The organism is Butyricicoccus sp. Marseille-Q5471, assembly GCF_951230135.1.
Lineage (GTDB): Bacteria > Bacillota > Clostridia > Oscillospirales > Butyricicoccaceae > Agathobaculum.
In genome coordinates, this window is record NZ_CATNVC010000002.1 from 261,899 (window position 1) to 277,066 (window position 15,168).

Annotated in this window: 15 protein-coding genes; 4 read left to right on the top strand and 11 right to left on the bottom strand. The window is 55.7% G+C overall.

The window, feature by feature from the left end; genetic code table 11:
• Nucleotides 1-4: 4 nt before the first annotated feature.
• From hpt to QOX26_RS03790, 5 genes are all read right to left on the bottom strand, one after another.
• Nucleotides 5-559, bottom strand: coding sequence for a hypoxanthine phosphoribosyltransferase (gene hpt / locus QOX26_RS03770; protein WP_283673551.1), 555 nt, complete (start codon nt 557-559; stop codon nt 5-7).
• A gap of 5 nt (nt 560-564) precedes the next feature.
• On the bottom strand, nt 565-1,908 hold the full coding sequence (tilS, locus tag QOX26_RS03775; RefSeq protein WP_283673552.1) for a tRNA lysidine(34) synthetase TilS: 1,344 nt from the start codon (nt 1,906-1,908) through the stop codon (nt 565-567).
• Nucleotides 1,898-3,247, bottom strand: coding sequence for a replicative DNA helicase (gene dnaB / locus QOX26_RS03780; protein ID WP_283673711.1), 1,350 nt, complete (start codon nt 3,245-3,247; stop codon nt 1,898-1,900). The genes tilS and dnaB overlap by 11 nt, the downstream gene beginning before the upstream one ends.
• 48 nt (nt 3,248-3,295) lie before the next feature.
• Nucleotides 3,296-3,742, bottom strand: coding sequence for a 50S ribosomal protein L9 (rplI, locus tag QOX26_RS03785; protein WP_283673553.1), 447 nt, complete (start codon nt 3,740-3,742; stop codon nt 3,296-3,298).
• A gap of 67 nt (nt 3,743-3,809) precedes the next feature.
• Nucleotides 3,810-5,810 (bottom strand): DHH family phosphoesterase, encoded by a 2,001-nt coding sequence (locus tag QOX26_RS03790; RefSeq protein ID WP_283673554.1) that lies wholly within the window; start codon nt 5,808-5,810, stop codon nt 3,810-3,812.
• 141 nt (nt 5,811-5,951) lie between these two features.
• On the opposite strand from QOX26_RS03790, the gene QOX26_RS03795 reads away from it, so the two are divergent.
• Nucleotides 5,952-6,320 (top strand): VOC family protein, encoded by a 369-nt coding sequence (locus QOX26_RS03795; RefSeq protein WP_283673555.1) that lies wholly within the window; start codon nt 5,952-5,954, stop codon nt 6,318-6,320.
• A gap of 56 nt (nt 6,321-6,376) precedes the next feature.
• Here the strand turns inward: QOX26_RS03795 and QOX26_RS03800 are convergent, their stop codons facing one another.
• Nucleotides 6,377-7,510, bottom strand: coding sequence for a phosphodiester glycosidase family protein (locus tag QOX26_RS03800; RefSeq protein ID WP_283673556.1), 1,134 nt, complete (start codon nt 7,508-7,510; stop codon nt 6,377-6,379).
• A gap of 81 nt (nt 7,511-7,591) precedes the next feature.
• Nucleotides 7,592-9,244, bottom strand: a complete 1,653-nt coding sequence (locus tag QOX26_RS03805; RefSeq protein WP_283673557.1) for a DEAD/DEAH box helicase — start codon at nt 9,242-9,244, stop codon at nt 7,592-7,594.
• 117 nt (nt 9,245-9,361) lie between these two features.
• Here QOX26_RS03805 and QOX26_RS03810 point away from each other — a divergent pair, with 117 nt between their 5' ends.
• On the top strand, nt 9,362-10,213 hold the full coding sequence (locus QOX26_RS03810) for a putative manganese transporter (protein WP_283673558.1): 852 nt from the start codon (nt 9,362-9,364) through the stop codon (nt 10,211-10,213).
• Between the two features lie 39 nt (nt 10,214-10,252).
• Here QOX26_RS03810 and QOX26_RS03815 read toward each other — a convergent pair whose 3' ends face one another.
• From QOX26_RS03815 to QOX26_RS03830, 4 genes are all read right to left on the bottom strand, one after another.
• Entirely contained in the window at nt 10,253-10,867 is a 615-nt protein-coding gene (locus QOX26_RS03815) for a CpXC domain-containing protein (RefSeq protein ID WP_283673559.1), read from the bottom strand.
• 174 nt (nt 10,868-11,041) lie between these two features.
• Nucleotides 11,042-11,599, bottom strand: a complete 558-nt coding sequence (locus QOX26_RS03820) for an S-layer homology domain-containing protein (RefSeq protein ID WP_283673560.1) — start codon at nt 11,597-11,599, stop codon at nt 11,042-11,044.
• Nucleotides 11,600-11,698: 99 nt separating this feature from the next.
• Nucleotides 11,699-12,055: a DUF2752 domain-containing protein gene (locus QOX26_RS03825; RefSeq protein ID WP_283673561.1), complete on the bottom strand. Its 357-nt coding sequence runs from the start codon at nt 12,053-12,055 to the stop codon at nt 11,699-11,701.
• Nucleotides 12,055-13,659 (bottom strand): ABC-F family ATP-binding cassette domain-containing protein, encoded by a 1,605-nt coding sequence (locus tag QOX26_RS03830; RefSeq protein WP_283673562.1) that lies wholly within the window; start codon nt 13,657-13,659, stop codon nt 12,055-12,057. Before QOX26_RS03830 ends, QOX26_RS03825 begins: the two co-directional genes overlap by 1 nt.
• Before the next feature lie 172 nt (nt 13,660-13,831).
• Between QOX26_RS03830 and QOX26_RS03835 the strand changes: the two genes are divergently transcribed.
• Nucleotides 13,832-14,353: a nitroreductase family protein gene (locus tag QOX26_RS03835; protein ID WP_283673563.1), complete on the top strand. Its 522-nt coding sequence runs from the start codon at nt 13,832-13,834 to the stop codon at nt 14,351-14,353.
• Nucleotides 14,354-14,369: 16 nt separating this feature from the next.
• The gene (locus tag QOX26_RS03840) at nt 14,370-15,086 is read left to right on the top strand and encodes an NAD-dependent protein deacylase (protein ID WP_283673564.1); all 717 of its coding nucleotides are present in this window, start codon (nt 14,370-14,372) and stop codon (nt 15,084-15,086) included.
• Nucleotides 15,087-15,168: the final 82 nt, after the last annotated feature.

Below are 15,168 nucleotides of genomic sequence, written 5' to 3' on the forward strand. Positions count from 1 at the left end.
AATTTTATTCACCGCCGTAAACATACGGCTTTAAAATGCCGATGTACGGCAGGTTGCGGTATTTCTCGGCATAATCAAGGCCGTAACCGACTACGAATTCATCCGGTATTTCAAAGCCGAGATAGTCAACACTGATGTCGACCTTACGGCGTGCCGGCTTGGTCAGCAGCGCACACAGGCGGATGGATTTTGCACCGCGCGCCTTGAGAATTTTCATCAGGTAGCTGAGCGTCACGCCCGAGTCGAGGATATCCTCAACGATGAGCAGGTCACGCCCCTCAATCTGCTGCTCGATGTCCTTGATAATCTGTACCTCGCCCGAAGACTTCATGCCCTTGCCGTAGCTGGATACCACCATGAAATCAACGTTGCACGGTGTGTCAATTGCGCGGGTCAAATCCGCCATAAACACGTAAGAACCCTTGAGCACGCTTACGATCAGCGGGTTTTTATCCCGATAATCCTCTGTAATGCGCTCACCGAGCTCCTTTACCTTTTCGGCAAGCTGCTCTTCCGTGAAATAAACTTCCTTAATATCATCCTTCATCTGATATGCCATCTTTTTTACCCCTCAAATTGGATTTCAAGCGTCCGACCGCCTTGCGGTCTGCGGGAATGATCAATTCCTATCGCCTGAACCGCGATTATGCCGTTTTCATCGGTCAATACCGCCAGTTCATCACGCCGCATCTGCGGAATTCGTCGATCAATCATCAGTTTTTTGAGCGTTCTGCTGCCGCCGTTCGCAGTCAGCTGCAGGCGGTCGCCTGTTCTGCGCGGACGGGCAGTCAAAGTCTCAAGAGTTATTGTACCACAATCCACATAAAAAGTATTGAATGAATTGTAAAAAACTTCGTCTTTTTCGGCTAATCGTAGGCGCAGCCGTGGCCCGTCATCCCAAAGCTGCCCTTCAAACGGGACAGTCAGTTGAATTTCGGTCTTCGGCGACGCAGATGTGCGCACGCCGACCCGGAGGACACCGTATTCTCGCCACGCCGTTCTCCCGCCGGGCAGGTCTAACGCGGCAGACGGATTTGCAGTGTGCAGCAGTGCGCAAACCAATGCAATATGCCGCTCCTCCGTCGCTTTCGGCGGGACGCCCGCGCGGTGCAATATCTCGCGCAGCGCCCGTGTTTTTATCGCCGCCGGCGCTTCTTCGAGCGTCTCCGCCGACCAGCCGCCATCCTGCGCCGCCTGCATCAGCAGACGTTCGGTCTCTCCCGCAAGGTATATCTCATCCTGCCGCAGCAGCGCGGACAGACGCGCCACCGCATCCGTCAGACGCGGATTCATCTCCCGCAGCACGGGCATGATTTCGTGCCGAATGCGATTGCGGGTGTACGCGGTATCAAAATTGGTAGAATCGGTTACAAAGTCCTGCCCGAGCATGCTCAGATAGCCTTCAACCTCGACCCGCGAGCAATCAATCAGCGGCCGCACAATGCCGTCCCGCACCGGCGGGATACCGGTCAAGCCTTTCGGGCCTGTGCCGCGCGCCAGATGGAACAGCACGGTTTCCGCATGATCGTCCGCCGTGTGTGCAGTGGCGATTTTGCCGCCGCATGCGCAGGCATGTAGACGCTGATAACGCAGTTCTCGCGCGGCAGTCTCAATGCTCTGCCCCGTTTTGGCGGCATAAGCGCGTACATCGGCATGTTCCACGGTCAACGGAACACGCAGCGTGTCGCACAGCGTGCGCACAAATGCCTCATCCCGGTCGGCCTCCGCACCGCGCAAGCCGTGGTTTAGATGAAAGGCGTGCACCTCGTATTCGAGCGCCGACAGCGCGCGCAGCAGCGCAACAGAGTCCGCCCCGCCCGATAGGGCGACAAGCACACGTTCCCCCGGCGCAAGCATTCTATGCGCCGCCACCGTGTCCCGCACGGTCTGCAATAAATCAATCTCCATGGATGCGATCCGGGTTGGAGAAGGTGGTGTACTGGCCAACCCACTGCAGTTCTACCGTGCCGGTTGAGCCATGTCGGTTCTTGGCGATGATGATTTCCGCGATGTTTTTGCTCTCGCTCTCATCATCATAATAATCATCACGGTAGATAAACATGACGATATCGGCGTCCTGCTCGATGGCACCCGATTCACGCAGGTCGGACAGCATCGGACGCTTATCGGCGCGCTGCTCGGCCGCACGCGACAGCTGCGACAGGCAGACGACCGGAATATTCAGTTCCTTGGCCATGATTTTCAGGCTTCGGGAGATTTCTGCAACCTCCTGCACACGGTTGTCGCTGTGTTTGCCGCCTGAATGCATCAGCTGAATATAGTCAATGACAATCAGTCCCAGTTCCTCGCCCAGACGGCGACACTTGGCCTTGATCTCGGCAACTGTAATGGACGGGTTATCGTCGACGTAGATGCTCAATCCTGCGAGCACGCCCGAGGCGCGGGCGATTTTCATCCAATCGTCCTCGTCGAGGTTGCCCGTTTTGAGCTTTTGCGATTCAATCAGCGCTTCACTGGAAAGAAAACGGCTGGCGAGCTGTTCCTTGCCCATTTCGAGCTGAAACACGCAAACGCCCGTGCCCTTTTTATATCCCTTGGGCTTGCCCTTGACGCTCGCCTTGGCGGCATTTAGCGCCAGATTCAGCGCAAAGGCTGTCTTACCCATGCCGGGACGTGCGGCGACCAGAATCAAATCGGATTTATTGAGGCCGGTCAGCGCGGTATCCAGCGCATGGAAGCCGGTGGACATACCGGGAATATCGCTGTCCGACTTGGCGCGTTCGTCAAGCTCGGCATAAAGCTGCGTAATGACCTCGCTCAGGCGCGACAGTCCTTTGATTTCTCGCCCCTGCCGAATGTTATAGATGCGCTGTTCGGCCAGTTCGGCAATTGCGGACGCTTCGCCGTGTGCCTCCATCGCAATCTGCTGAATTTCCCCGCCCGCAGACGAAATCTGCCGCAGCAGGCTTTTGTCTCGCACAATACGCACATATTCGCCGACATTTCGCGTGTTGGGCGTGACCTCCATCAGTTGGAACAGGTATGCGCGGCCGCCCGCATCGTCATAATACCCCATGCGGGTCAGCATATCGAGCACAGTAACCGGGTCAATCCGCTGCGCACCGTTGAACATGGAGTAGATGACCTCAAAAATACGCGCGTTTTCCTCTGCGTAAAAGTCATCCGCCCGCACCTGCTCGATGACCTCGGGGATGCAGTTGGGATCGACCAGCATCGAGCCAATGAGTGACTGCTCGGCCGAAAGGTCCTGCGGCACCTGCCGCATCAAAAGCTCATCCAAAGCCGCATCTCCTTTCGTTATGATTTTCGTCCTTTACGCTTCGACAACCTGTACGAGAATCTCGCCTGCGATATCCTGATATAGCTTTGCCTTTACCTTGTGCACGCCAAAGGTCTTAATCGGCTCGTCCAGCACAATCTTCTGCTTGGGCACGTCCAGTCCGTACTGCTTCTTGAGTTCCTCAGCAATTTCCTTATTCGTTACCGCGCCAAACAGTCGGCCGCCTGCGCCGCCCTTGGCAGGCACCTTGACCGGGCTGATTTTCAGCTTCTCCGCCGCATCGCGCGCGGCCTGCTGGTCAAGTGCGATCTTGCGTGCGTGCGCTTCATCCTGCGCGCGCTTTACATTCATATTGTCCGTGGTAGCGGCATCAGCCAAACCGCGGGGCAGCAGAAAATTGCGGCCATAGCCTTCGCTGACCTCAATCAGTTCGCCCTTCTTGCCCTTGCCCTTTACGTCTGCCTTCAAAATAACCTTCATGATAAATCGTGCTCCTTTTCAGCTTTTTTGTAACATGCGGCGGAGACAGTGCTCCGACGCGATGATGTCAGTTTTCCTCGGCGCTCTCGCCGGTATGCTCGGAAAGATAGTCCTGAATTGCGAGTGAAATGAGGCGTTCCGCCTGCTCCGGTGTGGTATCCCGCAGCTGCGCGCCCGCGGCAGAATGATTGCCGCCGCCGCCGATGCGCTCCATCAAAATCTGCACATTGACCTGACCGTTCGACCGTGCTGACACCGCCATATCATCCCCGCTGCGGAACGCAACTACGCTCGCCCGCGTGCCGATGATGCTCAGCAATTCATCCGCCGCCTGTGCGGCTGCAATACGGTCGACCGCTTCGTCCGTCACGGCGAGAATGACGCCCCGGCCGCAGTCGCGTGCCGAGGAAATCAGCTTTTGCCGCTCCATATACTGTACAAAACTGGACTGGAACAGCTTCTTCACATCGGACACTTCCGCGCCTGCACGGCGCAGGTATGCCGCGGCCTCGAATGTTCGCACACCGGTGCGCGTGGCAAAGCCCTTGGTATCCAGATAAATGCCCGCGAGCATGGCTTCCGCCTCACCCGCAAGAATGCCGGTCGTCGATACCAAATACTGCAGCAGCTCGCTGACCAGTTCGGATGCCGAAGACGCATAAGGCTCGTGCAGATTGACAACGCTGTTTTCAATGTAGTCCGCCGCACGGCGATGATGGTCAATGACCGCAATTTTGTTAATTGACTGTAAGAGCGCTTCACTCTCCACATAGGTTGGACGGTTGACGTCCACCACAATCAGCAGCGTATTGAAGTCGCACATAATCATGGCGTCCTCCGCGCTGATGAACACATCCTTATATTCCGGCATGCGTTCAAGCTTTTCAATCAGCTCAGTCGCTACCGAGCGTTGTCGATCAACCACGATGTGAACCGGCTTGCCCTTGCAGCGTGCCGCGCAGACCATGCCGGCCGCCGCGCCGATGGCGTCCATATCGCTGTTCTTATGACCCATAACCAGTACCTGCGACGAATCGCGAATCAGCTGGCTGAGTGCGTTGGCCACCACGCGGGACTTGACCTTGGTGCGCTTTTCCATTTCTTCGCTCAGGCCGCCGTAAAACTCAAAGGTGTAGCGGTTTTTGATAACCGTCTGATCGCCGCCGCGCGAAAGTGCCATGTCGATTGCAAGTCCGGCGTACTGATAGCTCTCTGCCAGCGTATCGCCATCCCGGCCGATGCCGATGGACAGCGTCGCAAGCACGCCTTCATGGTTCTGAATCTCACGTACCTCCTGCAGCACCGCAAATTTCTTTGCGGCAAGCTTGTCAAGATCTGCGTTTTCCAGAACAAAAATATACTTGTCGCGATCAAACTTGCGCAGTACGGCGCGGGAATCCCGCGACCACGAGAACAGCCGCTTATCGATGCCTGCAATAATGGCCGACTTTTCCGAGTCGGTCGCATTCTTCATCAGTTCCTCATAGTTGTCAATCGCAATCATCGCAATGGCAGGCCGGCGTGTCTCAGCCGCATCCCGCAGCTGCACATACTCGGTGCAGTCGATGAAATACAGCAGAATCATCTGTCCCGCACCGCTCGAAATCATGTTGCCATATACGTGATAGGAATTCCGCCCCATGCGCAGTTCACCCGGCATCTGGTTTTTGCCCTCAATCAGCCAGCGGGTTTCAAAGCTTGGCGCAAGCGTGCTCAGACGCATATTCAGTGCGCTGTCAAACTGACCGGCGAGCTCGTCAAACATGTCGTTCGACCAAACAATCTCACCCGTCGTCGCCAGTGCCAGCACCGTCGGCAGCGGCGAACGGACAATAGACGGCTCAACCGATCCGCCGGCATCAATCGAGATGCTGTCCGCCAATTCCTGCAGGCAGTTTTTTCTCTCAATTCTCTGTTGGACGATGGCCAACCGAATCATCACGCAGATGACGATGCCAACGAGGCCGTAGGGCAGTGAGAAATAAAGACCCACCAGTGCAAAGATTAAAAACAGTGCGAAAAACAGGTTCTGGTTGATCTCCAGACCCTTGAGTAATCGTTTCTTCAAAAGGTTTCGTCCTCCTTCCGGACGCAAATGTACACGCTAATTATAGCATCTCCCCTCGATATTGTCCATCAGTAATGTCCATTGTATTTTCCCCTGAATTGTGGTACGTTAAAGACAAGCCAAAACGAGGAGGAAAACACGATGCAATTTACATTTGCTCATAACAACCTAAATGTTCGCGATCTTGACCGTTCGCTCGCGTTTTACAAGGAGGCGCTCGGCCTGACCGAGGTGCGCCGCCACGAAGCCACGGACGGCAGCTTTATTCTCGTCTATCTGGGCGACGGCGTCACGCCGCATCAGCTCGAGCTGACCTGGCTGCGCGATTGGGATCGTGCATACAATCTCGGTGACAACGAATTTCATCTGGCCTTCCGCGTCGATGATTACGCCGCGGCGCATACGCTGCACCAGAAGATGGACTGCATTTGCTTTGAAAACGCGTCCATGGGCATTTATTTCATTGCCGATCCGGACGGCTATTGGCTTGAGATTATCCCCACAAGGTAAAGCTACCTTAACAGAAAAGAACGCGGACGAAATCAATCGTCCGCGTTCTTTTTTACTTATTTCACCAAAAATGCGTCAGGCAGCGTGCGGCCCTCCGGGTTTTTGGACAGCGTGGTCGGGCTTGTAATTTCGCGGCCGTTATAGACCATCACGGACGACGAACCGCCGTCGAGCATCGAGGCCTGATAGGCGCCATACTTTTCCATCACCTCAGCGCAGGACTCAATCGAAATGCCGAAAGAGTGCGACTGCCGACCGTCTACCACCATCATCAGCACGGTTTTATCCTTAGCCTGACCGATAGCAGTGCGCGGCTGCTCTTCGTTAAGTCCGGAGTCCCGCACAACGTTTTCCCCGTTGAGAATCAGCGCCGGATGAAATTCCACGCCGTCTCGCAGGTTTGAGGTATCCTCAAACGCACCGATCTGCAAGCGGTTTTCCTCATCAAAGCCGATGATTTTCCACCCGTTGCCCACAGCAGACTGCAGCTTTTCGCCATTGCTCTTGAGGAAGCCATATGGCAGACCGCCCGTGCCGTTGCCCTCATAGTCAGCAAAGCCGGAGGCATTGATGCCAAGCATTGCGTCATAATCCCTGACGATATCGGACACATACGCACCATAGGAAAACAGATTGCTGCACGTACCGACCATGACGCGCTCCGGCTTCTTGCAGATGGCAAGCTTGCCGGCATACTCCATACCCAGTTCATCCTCGCCGGTGAGCTGCACGATCATAATACCGTGCTCCGCATTGATAGCCAGCACTTGATCTCCCTGTGTGGTGATCAAACCGGTGTTATACTTCTTTTTGGTCGCATTTTCAATCAGATCAATGTTAATCCGATCATATCCATCCGCTATGTACTCCGGATTGGCCGCCGCGAAAGCGTCAAAGCTCTCACGGTCCAACTCGGAAAAGGTTTGAAAAAACTTGCCTCGCGGCGTGGACGCTTCCGTCTGCTCAGACACATTGTCCGTCTCAGTTCCCCAATTGCTCACCAAATCGGCCTGCTTCTGGTTCATCAGATAGCGTTTGACCATCACTTCTTCAATAATATCACCCGGAATAAACCAGGTGGCGAGCCACTGATGTGTCATCGTGCCCATTGCCGTTTCAATATACCACTCTCGCCAGCGGGATACAAATGCGTTCGGCGTATAAAGCAAAAAGGGATAAATAATGGTCATACAGATAAGAAAAAAGCAGGTCATCCCCAGGGCAACGCGATGTCGTGCACCGTTCATCGGCTTTCCTCCACAAGTTCGTTTTTAGTTGCTGCCTTTTTGGCGTCCGCGGTAACGGCGGCGCGGGGTGTTGGAATTTTTTCTCTCTCCCCCAGTTTTGGCAGTCTGTGCGTCCTGACGATGCGCAGGCTGTGCGTTTGCACCGGTCCGCGCAGAAATCGACGCTTCTACTTTTTTGCGAATGCGCTCTGCCGCTTCGTTTGACAGTGCCTCTGCACGCGCAGGCGTGTGTGCATCATAACGCGGCTCGTTCTTTTCAAAGCGCGAATACGGATCGTTTCGCCGGCCTCGTCCGCCCGAGCGGCTGGTGCGGCGCGGCGCAGCGGCCTTGGCCTGCTGATCGCCCTGTGCCTGCTGCTGTGCGCACTGTCTCGTCTGCGCCTTGGCTGCGGCCGGCTTCTGCTGCCGTGCCTTCTGCTTCTGCTGCTTCTCGCGCTCGACCTCGGCCGCGACCTGCTCCGCCGTTGCGTTCTCGCTCACGGCCTTGCGGCGAGTGCGGGTATTGGTCGTGCGGCGCTGTGCGCTCTCCTGTCCCGCTGTCTCGTTCTCCTTGGGGACATGCGGCACTTCACGCACCAGCGGAATCTTGCGGCCAATCAGCTTTTCAATATCCGCCAGATACGGCCGCTCGCTGCGGTCGCAGAACGAAATCGCCGTGCCCTCCTGTCCCGCGCGACCGGTTCGGCCGATACGGTGCACATAAGTCTCCGGAATATTCGGAATCTCAAAGTTGATGACAAGCGGCAGCTCGCTGATATCGATACCGCGCGCTGCGATATCGGTTGCGACGAGCACTGCGATTTTGCAGTTTTTGAAATCATTCAATGCGGTCTGACGCTGATTCTGCGACTTATCGCCATGAATGGCCTTCGCCTTGATGTCCGCACGGTTCAAATCGCGTGCGACACGGTCAGCGCCGTGCTTGGTGCGCGTGAACACCAAGGTCTGCGCAACGTTATATTGACGAATCAGCTCGGCCAGAAGTTCCCGCTTCTCCGCTTTTTCCACCAGATAGAGCTGCTGCTCAATCAAATCGACCGGCTTCGCCGACGGCGTGATGGCAATGCGGACAGGGTTTTCCAACAGACTATTCGCCAGAGAGGCAATCTCGTTCGGAATGGTTGCCGAAAACAGCAGCGTCTGCCGCTGCTGCGGCAGGAACTTGATGATACGCTTGACATCGGGGAAAAATCCCATGTCGAGCATGCGGTCGGCTTCATCGAGCACAAAAAACTCGACCTTATCAAGCCGTACATGTCCCTGTCCCATCAAATCCCACAGACGTCCGGGGGTGGCAATCAGGATATCAGCGCCACGCTCAATCGCTTCTACCTGCGGCACCTGCGACACGCCGCCGAAAATAACCGCCGCCATGCGGCTGGTGTAACGTGCATACTGGCAGACATTTTCGTAAATCTGCAGCGCCAGCTCACGCGTCGGGGTCAGAATGAGTGCACGGATGGCATTCTTTTCGCTCGGTTTGTTGTTTAAGTGCTGGATAATCGGCACCGAAAATGCACAGGTCTTGCCCGTGCCCGTCTGTGCACAGCCGAGCAGGTCATGCCCCGCAAGGACGGCCGGAATGGCTTTATCCTGAATCGGGGTGGGTTCGCTGTAACCCGCCTCTGAAAGTGCGCGTAAAATGTTTTTTTCGATGCCTAATTCATTAAAATTCATATTGTTTTATCGTTTCCTTACCGATTTATTTGCGGCGGACATGTCAAAATCCCGCTTGAACCCATCCGCGCCTTTGTGATATACTATTACTTACCGTTTTATAACCAATTGTGTGAGGTGACTTTATTGTTAGAAATTCTTTCTGATTCCTTTATGGATATCATCAAGACGCTGCCGCTCCTGCTGATTGTGTACGCGCTCTTGTACTACGTGGAAAACCGGCTGACCAGTACGCCCGCTCTGCTGTCGCGTGCGGCGCAGTTTGGCCCGGTGGTCGGCGCGCTTGCAGGAACGGTGCCGCAGTGCGGCTTTTCTGCCGCCGCGGCGGCGCTGTTCTCTGCCGGCTATCTCGCGCCGGCGACACTGGTCGCGGTATTCCTCGCGACCTCGGATGAGGCCGTCCCCGTGCTGCTCGCAGGCGGGGCAAGCGTCTCCCAAGTCGTCTGGCTGCTCGTTGTCAAATTCGTGCTCGCAGTCGTGGGCGGTTATCTCTTGCAGGTGACCGTGTTCCGCCAGGCCATTGTAAAAGCGGATGAGCCGCTTGAAATCGAGATGGAAAGCTGCGGCTGTGGCGAAGGTTCGCCGGTCGCGATTGTAATCTGGCGCACACTGAAAACCGCGCTGTTTCTCTTTGTCATCCTGTTCGCGCTCAATCTCGTGATTGCATGGATTGGCGAAGATCGCCTCTCAACTCTGCTGCTGGCGGACAGCCTGCTCCAGCCGGTGCTGTGTGCGCTGCTGGGACTGGTGCCAAGCTGCGCAATGAGCGTGCTGCTGGCCGAGCTGTTTTCCTCCGGCGCGATTAGCTTCGGCGCCTTGGTCGCGGGTCTGTCGACCGGCGCGGGCTTCGGCTATATCGTGCTGCTAGGCGACAAGGACGGCCGCAAGCGCGCACTGCCCATTATCACGGCAACGCTCGCACTCGCCATCATCGGCGGCATGCTGATTCAAACCTTCCTGCCCCTGTAACAAAACAGGCAAGGCCTTCCCGCTTCGGGAAGGTCTTTTTTACTCCGCTTCGCGAAGCATTTCGAGCGCTTCTCCGGCCCATTGCAGGTCGATGCGCGCAAAATCCTTGCCCGAGGTGAAAAGACGCTCCTCAATATCGGTACGCAGCTGCTGATAAATCGAACCCGGCATTGCGGCATACTGCTCCACTCCATCGGACAGCACGGCGACAAAACGGAAATCGCCCGTGCGGTTGTCGAGTTCGTGGAATAAGACCTCGACCACGTCCAGATCGTGCTTGAGCCGCATGAAAAGCAGCAGCTTCATCATCTCTACCGCGCGGTCATCCAGGCCAAGATCCAGAATATTGATTTTCTCACGAAATGCATTGAGGCTGTCTACGATGCGCAGCGTGTAACCCGCGAGCGGATCAAAATCTGCATGTGGCGCGCTCTGCTCCTCCTCCGGCCAAAGCCAGACCATGAACTGCCCCACCATATCGTGATACAGGCAGGGATAAACAGCAAGCACCGTCTCTCCGCAGTTGGGACACTTGACGCGAAAACAGGACAGATCCTGCACCTTGCTCCGCAGCTCGGGATTTCGATCAATATTGATATGGGAAAGCGCCTCATGCTCGCTCTCCTGTTGACAGTGCGGACAAGTCAGGGTCATGTTAAGTTCTCCTCTCAGTGTTGAAGGGTCATTTCAGCGGATGATAAAACACCCGGCATAATAGATGCTTGGCAATTATTATACCACAAAAAATGCATCTCTAGCAAGTGCGGAACATCCAAAAAGCGCGCGGCAGCAGCCGCGCGCTTTGACAATCCGGGATTTGCAAAAGACTCACTTCGCATCAAGCGCGTTGCAGATCATCTGCGCCACGCTGCCGCGCGAAATCGGCTCATCGAGCGCTCCGTCAATCTGCGCGAACAGTTCCGCCTGATTGCCGAGCGTCTTGGTGTTCTGCGACCATCGGGCGCCGTTTAACCCTTCCTTAGTCGGGTCCTTGCCCAAATAGCCGACCAGCAGCATTTTTGCCGCTTCCAGCCCTGTCACGCTGTCGTCCGGTGCGAAGGCGGTTGCCGTCTTGCCGCGGATGACGCCGGAGGCCGCACAGTACTTAATCGCGCCGACCGCCCAATGTCCGCTGATATCGGTAAAAGACGAGGTCAGCTTTGCGTAGGCGCTCGCGTCCGTGGTGTTGTTCTTCATGGTATAGATAATCTGCGCCATTTGGGCGCGCGTCACTACATCCTCTGCATGAAATTGTCCATCGCTGTAGCCGGACATGAAACCGGCCTCCTGCACACGTTCAACGGAGGACGACGCCGCACCCGCTGCAATCATCCCGCACATCAGCACGGCCAGCAGCGTAGAGGTCAAACGACAAAGCTTTTTCAACGGCGATACACCCACCCTTCTGTATTTCTTTACAAGATAAGTGTACCTCGCTTCTAAGGCGAAGTCAATTTACGTCTCTGTTACATCTTGTGTGATATGTTACGCAAATATTACAACATCATGTGTAATAAGTCGGATTACCCAGATGCCGATCCACAGCGCAATCACGCCCCAGAGCAGCACGCGCTCCCGTGTTTTTGAGCCAAGCAGCGGTTTTTTTCCGAACAGCACATACAAAAACACGGGCGGCAGCACATAAATCATGGGATTCAGGCGAAATGCGCCCGCAAAATCCCCATGCAGCAGCGCGGCTGCCGCGCGCGACAGGCCGCAGCCCGGACAGCCGATTCCGGTCAGCCGCTGCAGCGGACAGCCCCAGCCGACAAGCGATGCCGACGCAAACACGAGCGCGACAAGCACAAGCAGCACGGCAAGTCCCCGGAAGCCGCGTTTCATCAGCCCTTGTAGGCTTCGCGGAATTCGAGGAACTCGTCGTAGGTGCATTCCTTATCGAGCACACCCTGCTTACGCAGCTCAATCACACGGGTCGCGATGGTGTTGACGAACTCATGGTCATGCGACGCGAAAAGCACCGTGCCCTTGAAGTCGCGTACGCCGTTGTTGACTGCGGTAATGGATTCCAGGTCAAGGTGGTTGGTGGGCTGGTCAATCACGAGCACATTCGAGCCGAACTGCATCATGCGAGCCAGCATCAGGCGCACCTTCTCGCCGCCCGACAGCACGCGAACCGGCTTATACACATCATCGCCCGAGAAGAGCATACGGCCGAGGAAGCTGCGCAGCGTGGATTCCAGCGTATCAGTACGGGAATACGGCGCAATCCAGTCAATCATCGACTCTTCATGGCCGTCAAAGTACTCATTATTGTCCTTGGGGAAATAGCTCTGCGAGGTGGTAACCCCCCACTTAAACGAGCCTTCGTCCGCGTCCATCTCACCCATGAGAATCTGGAACAGCGTGGTCATGGCCAGTTCGTTATCCGAAATAAAGGCGATTTTATCATCGCGGCGGACGATGAAGGACACGTTGTCGAGCACCTTTTCGCCGTCAATCGTCTTGGAAATGCCGCGCACCTCAAGGATGTCCTTGCCTGCCTCGCGGTCGGTTGTAAAACCAACCCACGGATAGCGGCGCGAGGATGCCGGTAGCTCTTCCACCGACAGCTTGTCAATCAGCTTGCGGCGGCTGGTCGCCTGACGCGCCTTGGACTTGTTGGCCGAGAAGCGCTGAATAAAATTCTGCAACTCCTTAATCTTATCCTCGTTTTTCTTGTTCTGATCCTTAATCATGCGCTGCATCAGCTGCGAGGACTCATACCAGAACTCATAGTTACCGACATACAGGCGCACCTTGCCGTAGTCGATATCGACAATATGGGTACAGACGTTATTGAGGAAGTGACGGTCATGCGATACAACGACGACTGTGCCGGTAAAATCGGCGAGGAAATCCTCAAGCCAATGCACGGCGTTCACGTCCAGATGGTTGGTCGGTTCGTCCATCAGCAGGATGTCCGGCTTGCCGAACAGCGCGCGGGCGAGCAGCACCTTGACCTTATCTCCGTCGCCGAGGTTCTTCATCTCGGTGTACAAAATGGCGTCCGCGTCCAGTCCCAGACCGTTGAGCAGACGGCTCGCCTCGGTCTCGGCGTCCCAGCCGTCCATCTCGGCAAATTCGGCTTCCAGCTCGGCAGCCTTGTTGCCGTCTTCCTCGGTGAATGGGTCCTTCATGTACAGGGCATCCTTCTCGTGCATAACCTCGAGCAGGCGCTCATTGCCGCCGAGCACGGTGTTCAGCACCGTTTCCTCGTTAAATGCGAAGTGATCCTGCTTGAGCACGCTCATGCGCGTCTTGGCAGCAATCGATACCGTGCCGGTCGACGAATCCAAATCGCCCGACAGAATGCGCAGGAAGGTCGACTTGCCCGCGCCGTTTGCGCCGATCACGCCGTAGCAGTTGCCCTCCGTGAATTTCAGGTTTACATCCTTGAACAGCGGCTCACCGCTGAAATTAAGGCTCAGTTCGGATACAGTAATCATAGCTGTGCAATCCTCCGTTTGTCGTTTTCAAATCTGTACTAGTATAACACAGAAACGTGTGTTTTCACAGAAATTTTACACCAAAAACCGTTTTTTGTACACCTTGCCTTGAAAAGCCCGCACCGTACGGCTATACTATATTTATAATCGAGAACCAAAGGAGGATTTTATCATGTCCGAACTGATGCAAATCATTAAATCCCGCCGCTCCACGCGTGCGTTCCGCTCCGAGCTGCCGCCAAGGGAGCAGATTCTGAAACTGACCGAAGCCGCCGAATGGGCGCCCTCCGGCATGGGCAAATTTCTGTGGCACTTCACTGTGGTTTACAGCGCTGAAAAGTCCCTGAAGCTTGCCCGTGCGGTCGCAGAGGCCGACAATCGCGGCCCTGAATACAACTTTTACGGTGCGCCCGTCAACATTATCATCTCCTACAAGCGCGACGAAAACCACGCCTTTGTCGACGGTGCGGCCGCGATGGAAAATCTCATGCTGATGGCAACCGAGCTGGGTCTTGGCTCCTGCTGGATTAATCAACTGCGCGTCACCTGCGACGTACCCGCCGTGCGTGACCTGCTGACGGAGTACGGTGTCCCCGAGGATCACATCGTCATCTGCTCGGCGGCCATCGGCTACATCGCAAAGGAAACCCCGGCAAAGCCGCGCAAGGAAGGCGTCGTCTCGTTCACCGAGTAAAAGGAGGCAGTCCTGCATGGACGCACAAATCGCAAAACTGAGAGACTGGATTGATAAAAGCGACAACATCGTCTTTTTTGGCGGTGCAGGCGTGTCGACTGAGAGCGGCATTCCGGATTTTCGCTCGGTGGACGGACTTTATAACCAGCAGTGGAAGTGGCCACCCGAAACCATCCTGAGCCACACGTTTTTTATGACGCAGACCGAGGAATTCTACCGCTTCTACCGCGCCAAAATGCTTGCGCTCGACGCCGAGCCAAACGCCGCTCACAAAAAGCTGGCCGAGTGGGAAGCGCAGGGCAAATGCCGCGCCATCGTCACCCAGAACATCGACGGCCTGCACCAGAAGGCAGGGTCGCGCGAGGTGCTTGAGCTGCACGGCTCGGTGCTGCGCAACCGCTGCATGCGCTGCAAGCGGCCCCATGATGTGCGCGAAATCGCAGCGGGAAAAGGCGTGCCGAAGTGCACCTGCGGCGGCACGATTAAACCCGATGTGGTGCTGTATGAGGAAAGCCTTGACAGCGACGTGATAAACCAAAGCGTTTCGTACATTGCAAATGCCGATATTCTGATTATCGGCGGCACCTCGCTTGCGGTCTACCCCGCCGCGGGACTCATTGACTACTACCGCGGCAACAAGCTGGTACTTGTCAACAAATCGTCCACATCTGCGGACAAACGCGCTGATTTGGTCATTCACGCACCGATCGGCGAAGTATTTTCACAGCTGTAAACCGATAGGAAAGCGTCCGCCGCGGCACTTTTCTTTCTTTTAATGTATTTCCCTCCTATTTTCGGTCATACTATCGGCAAAA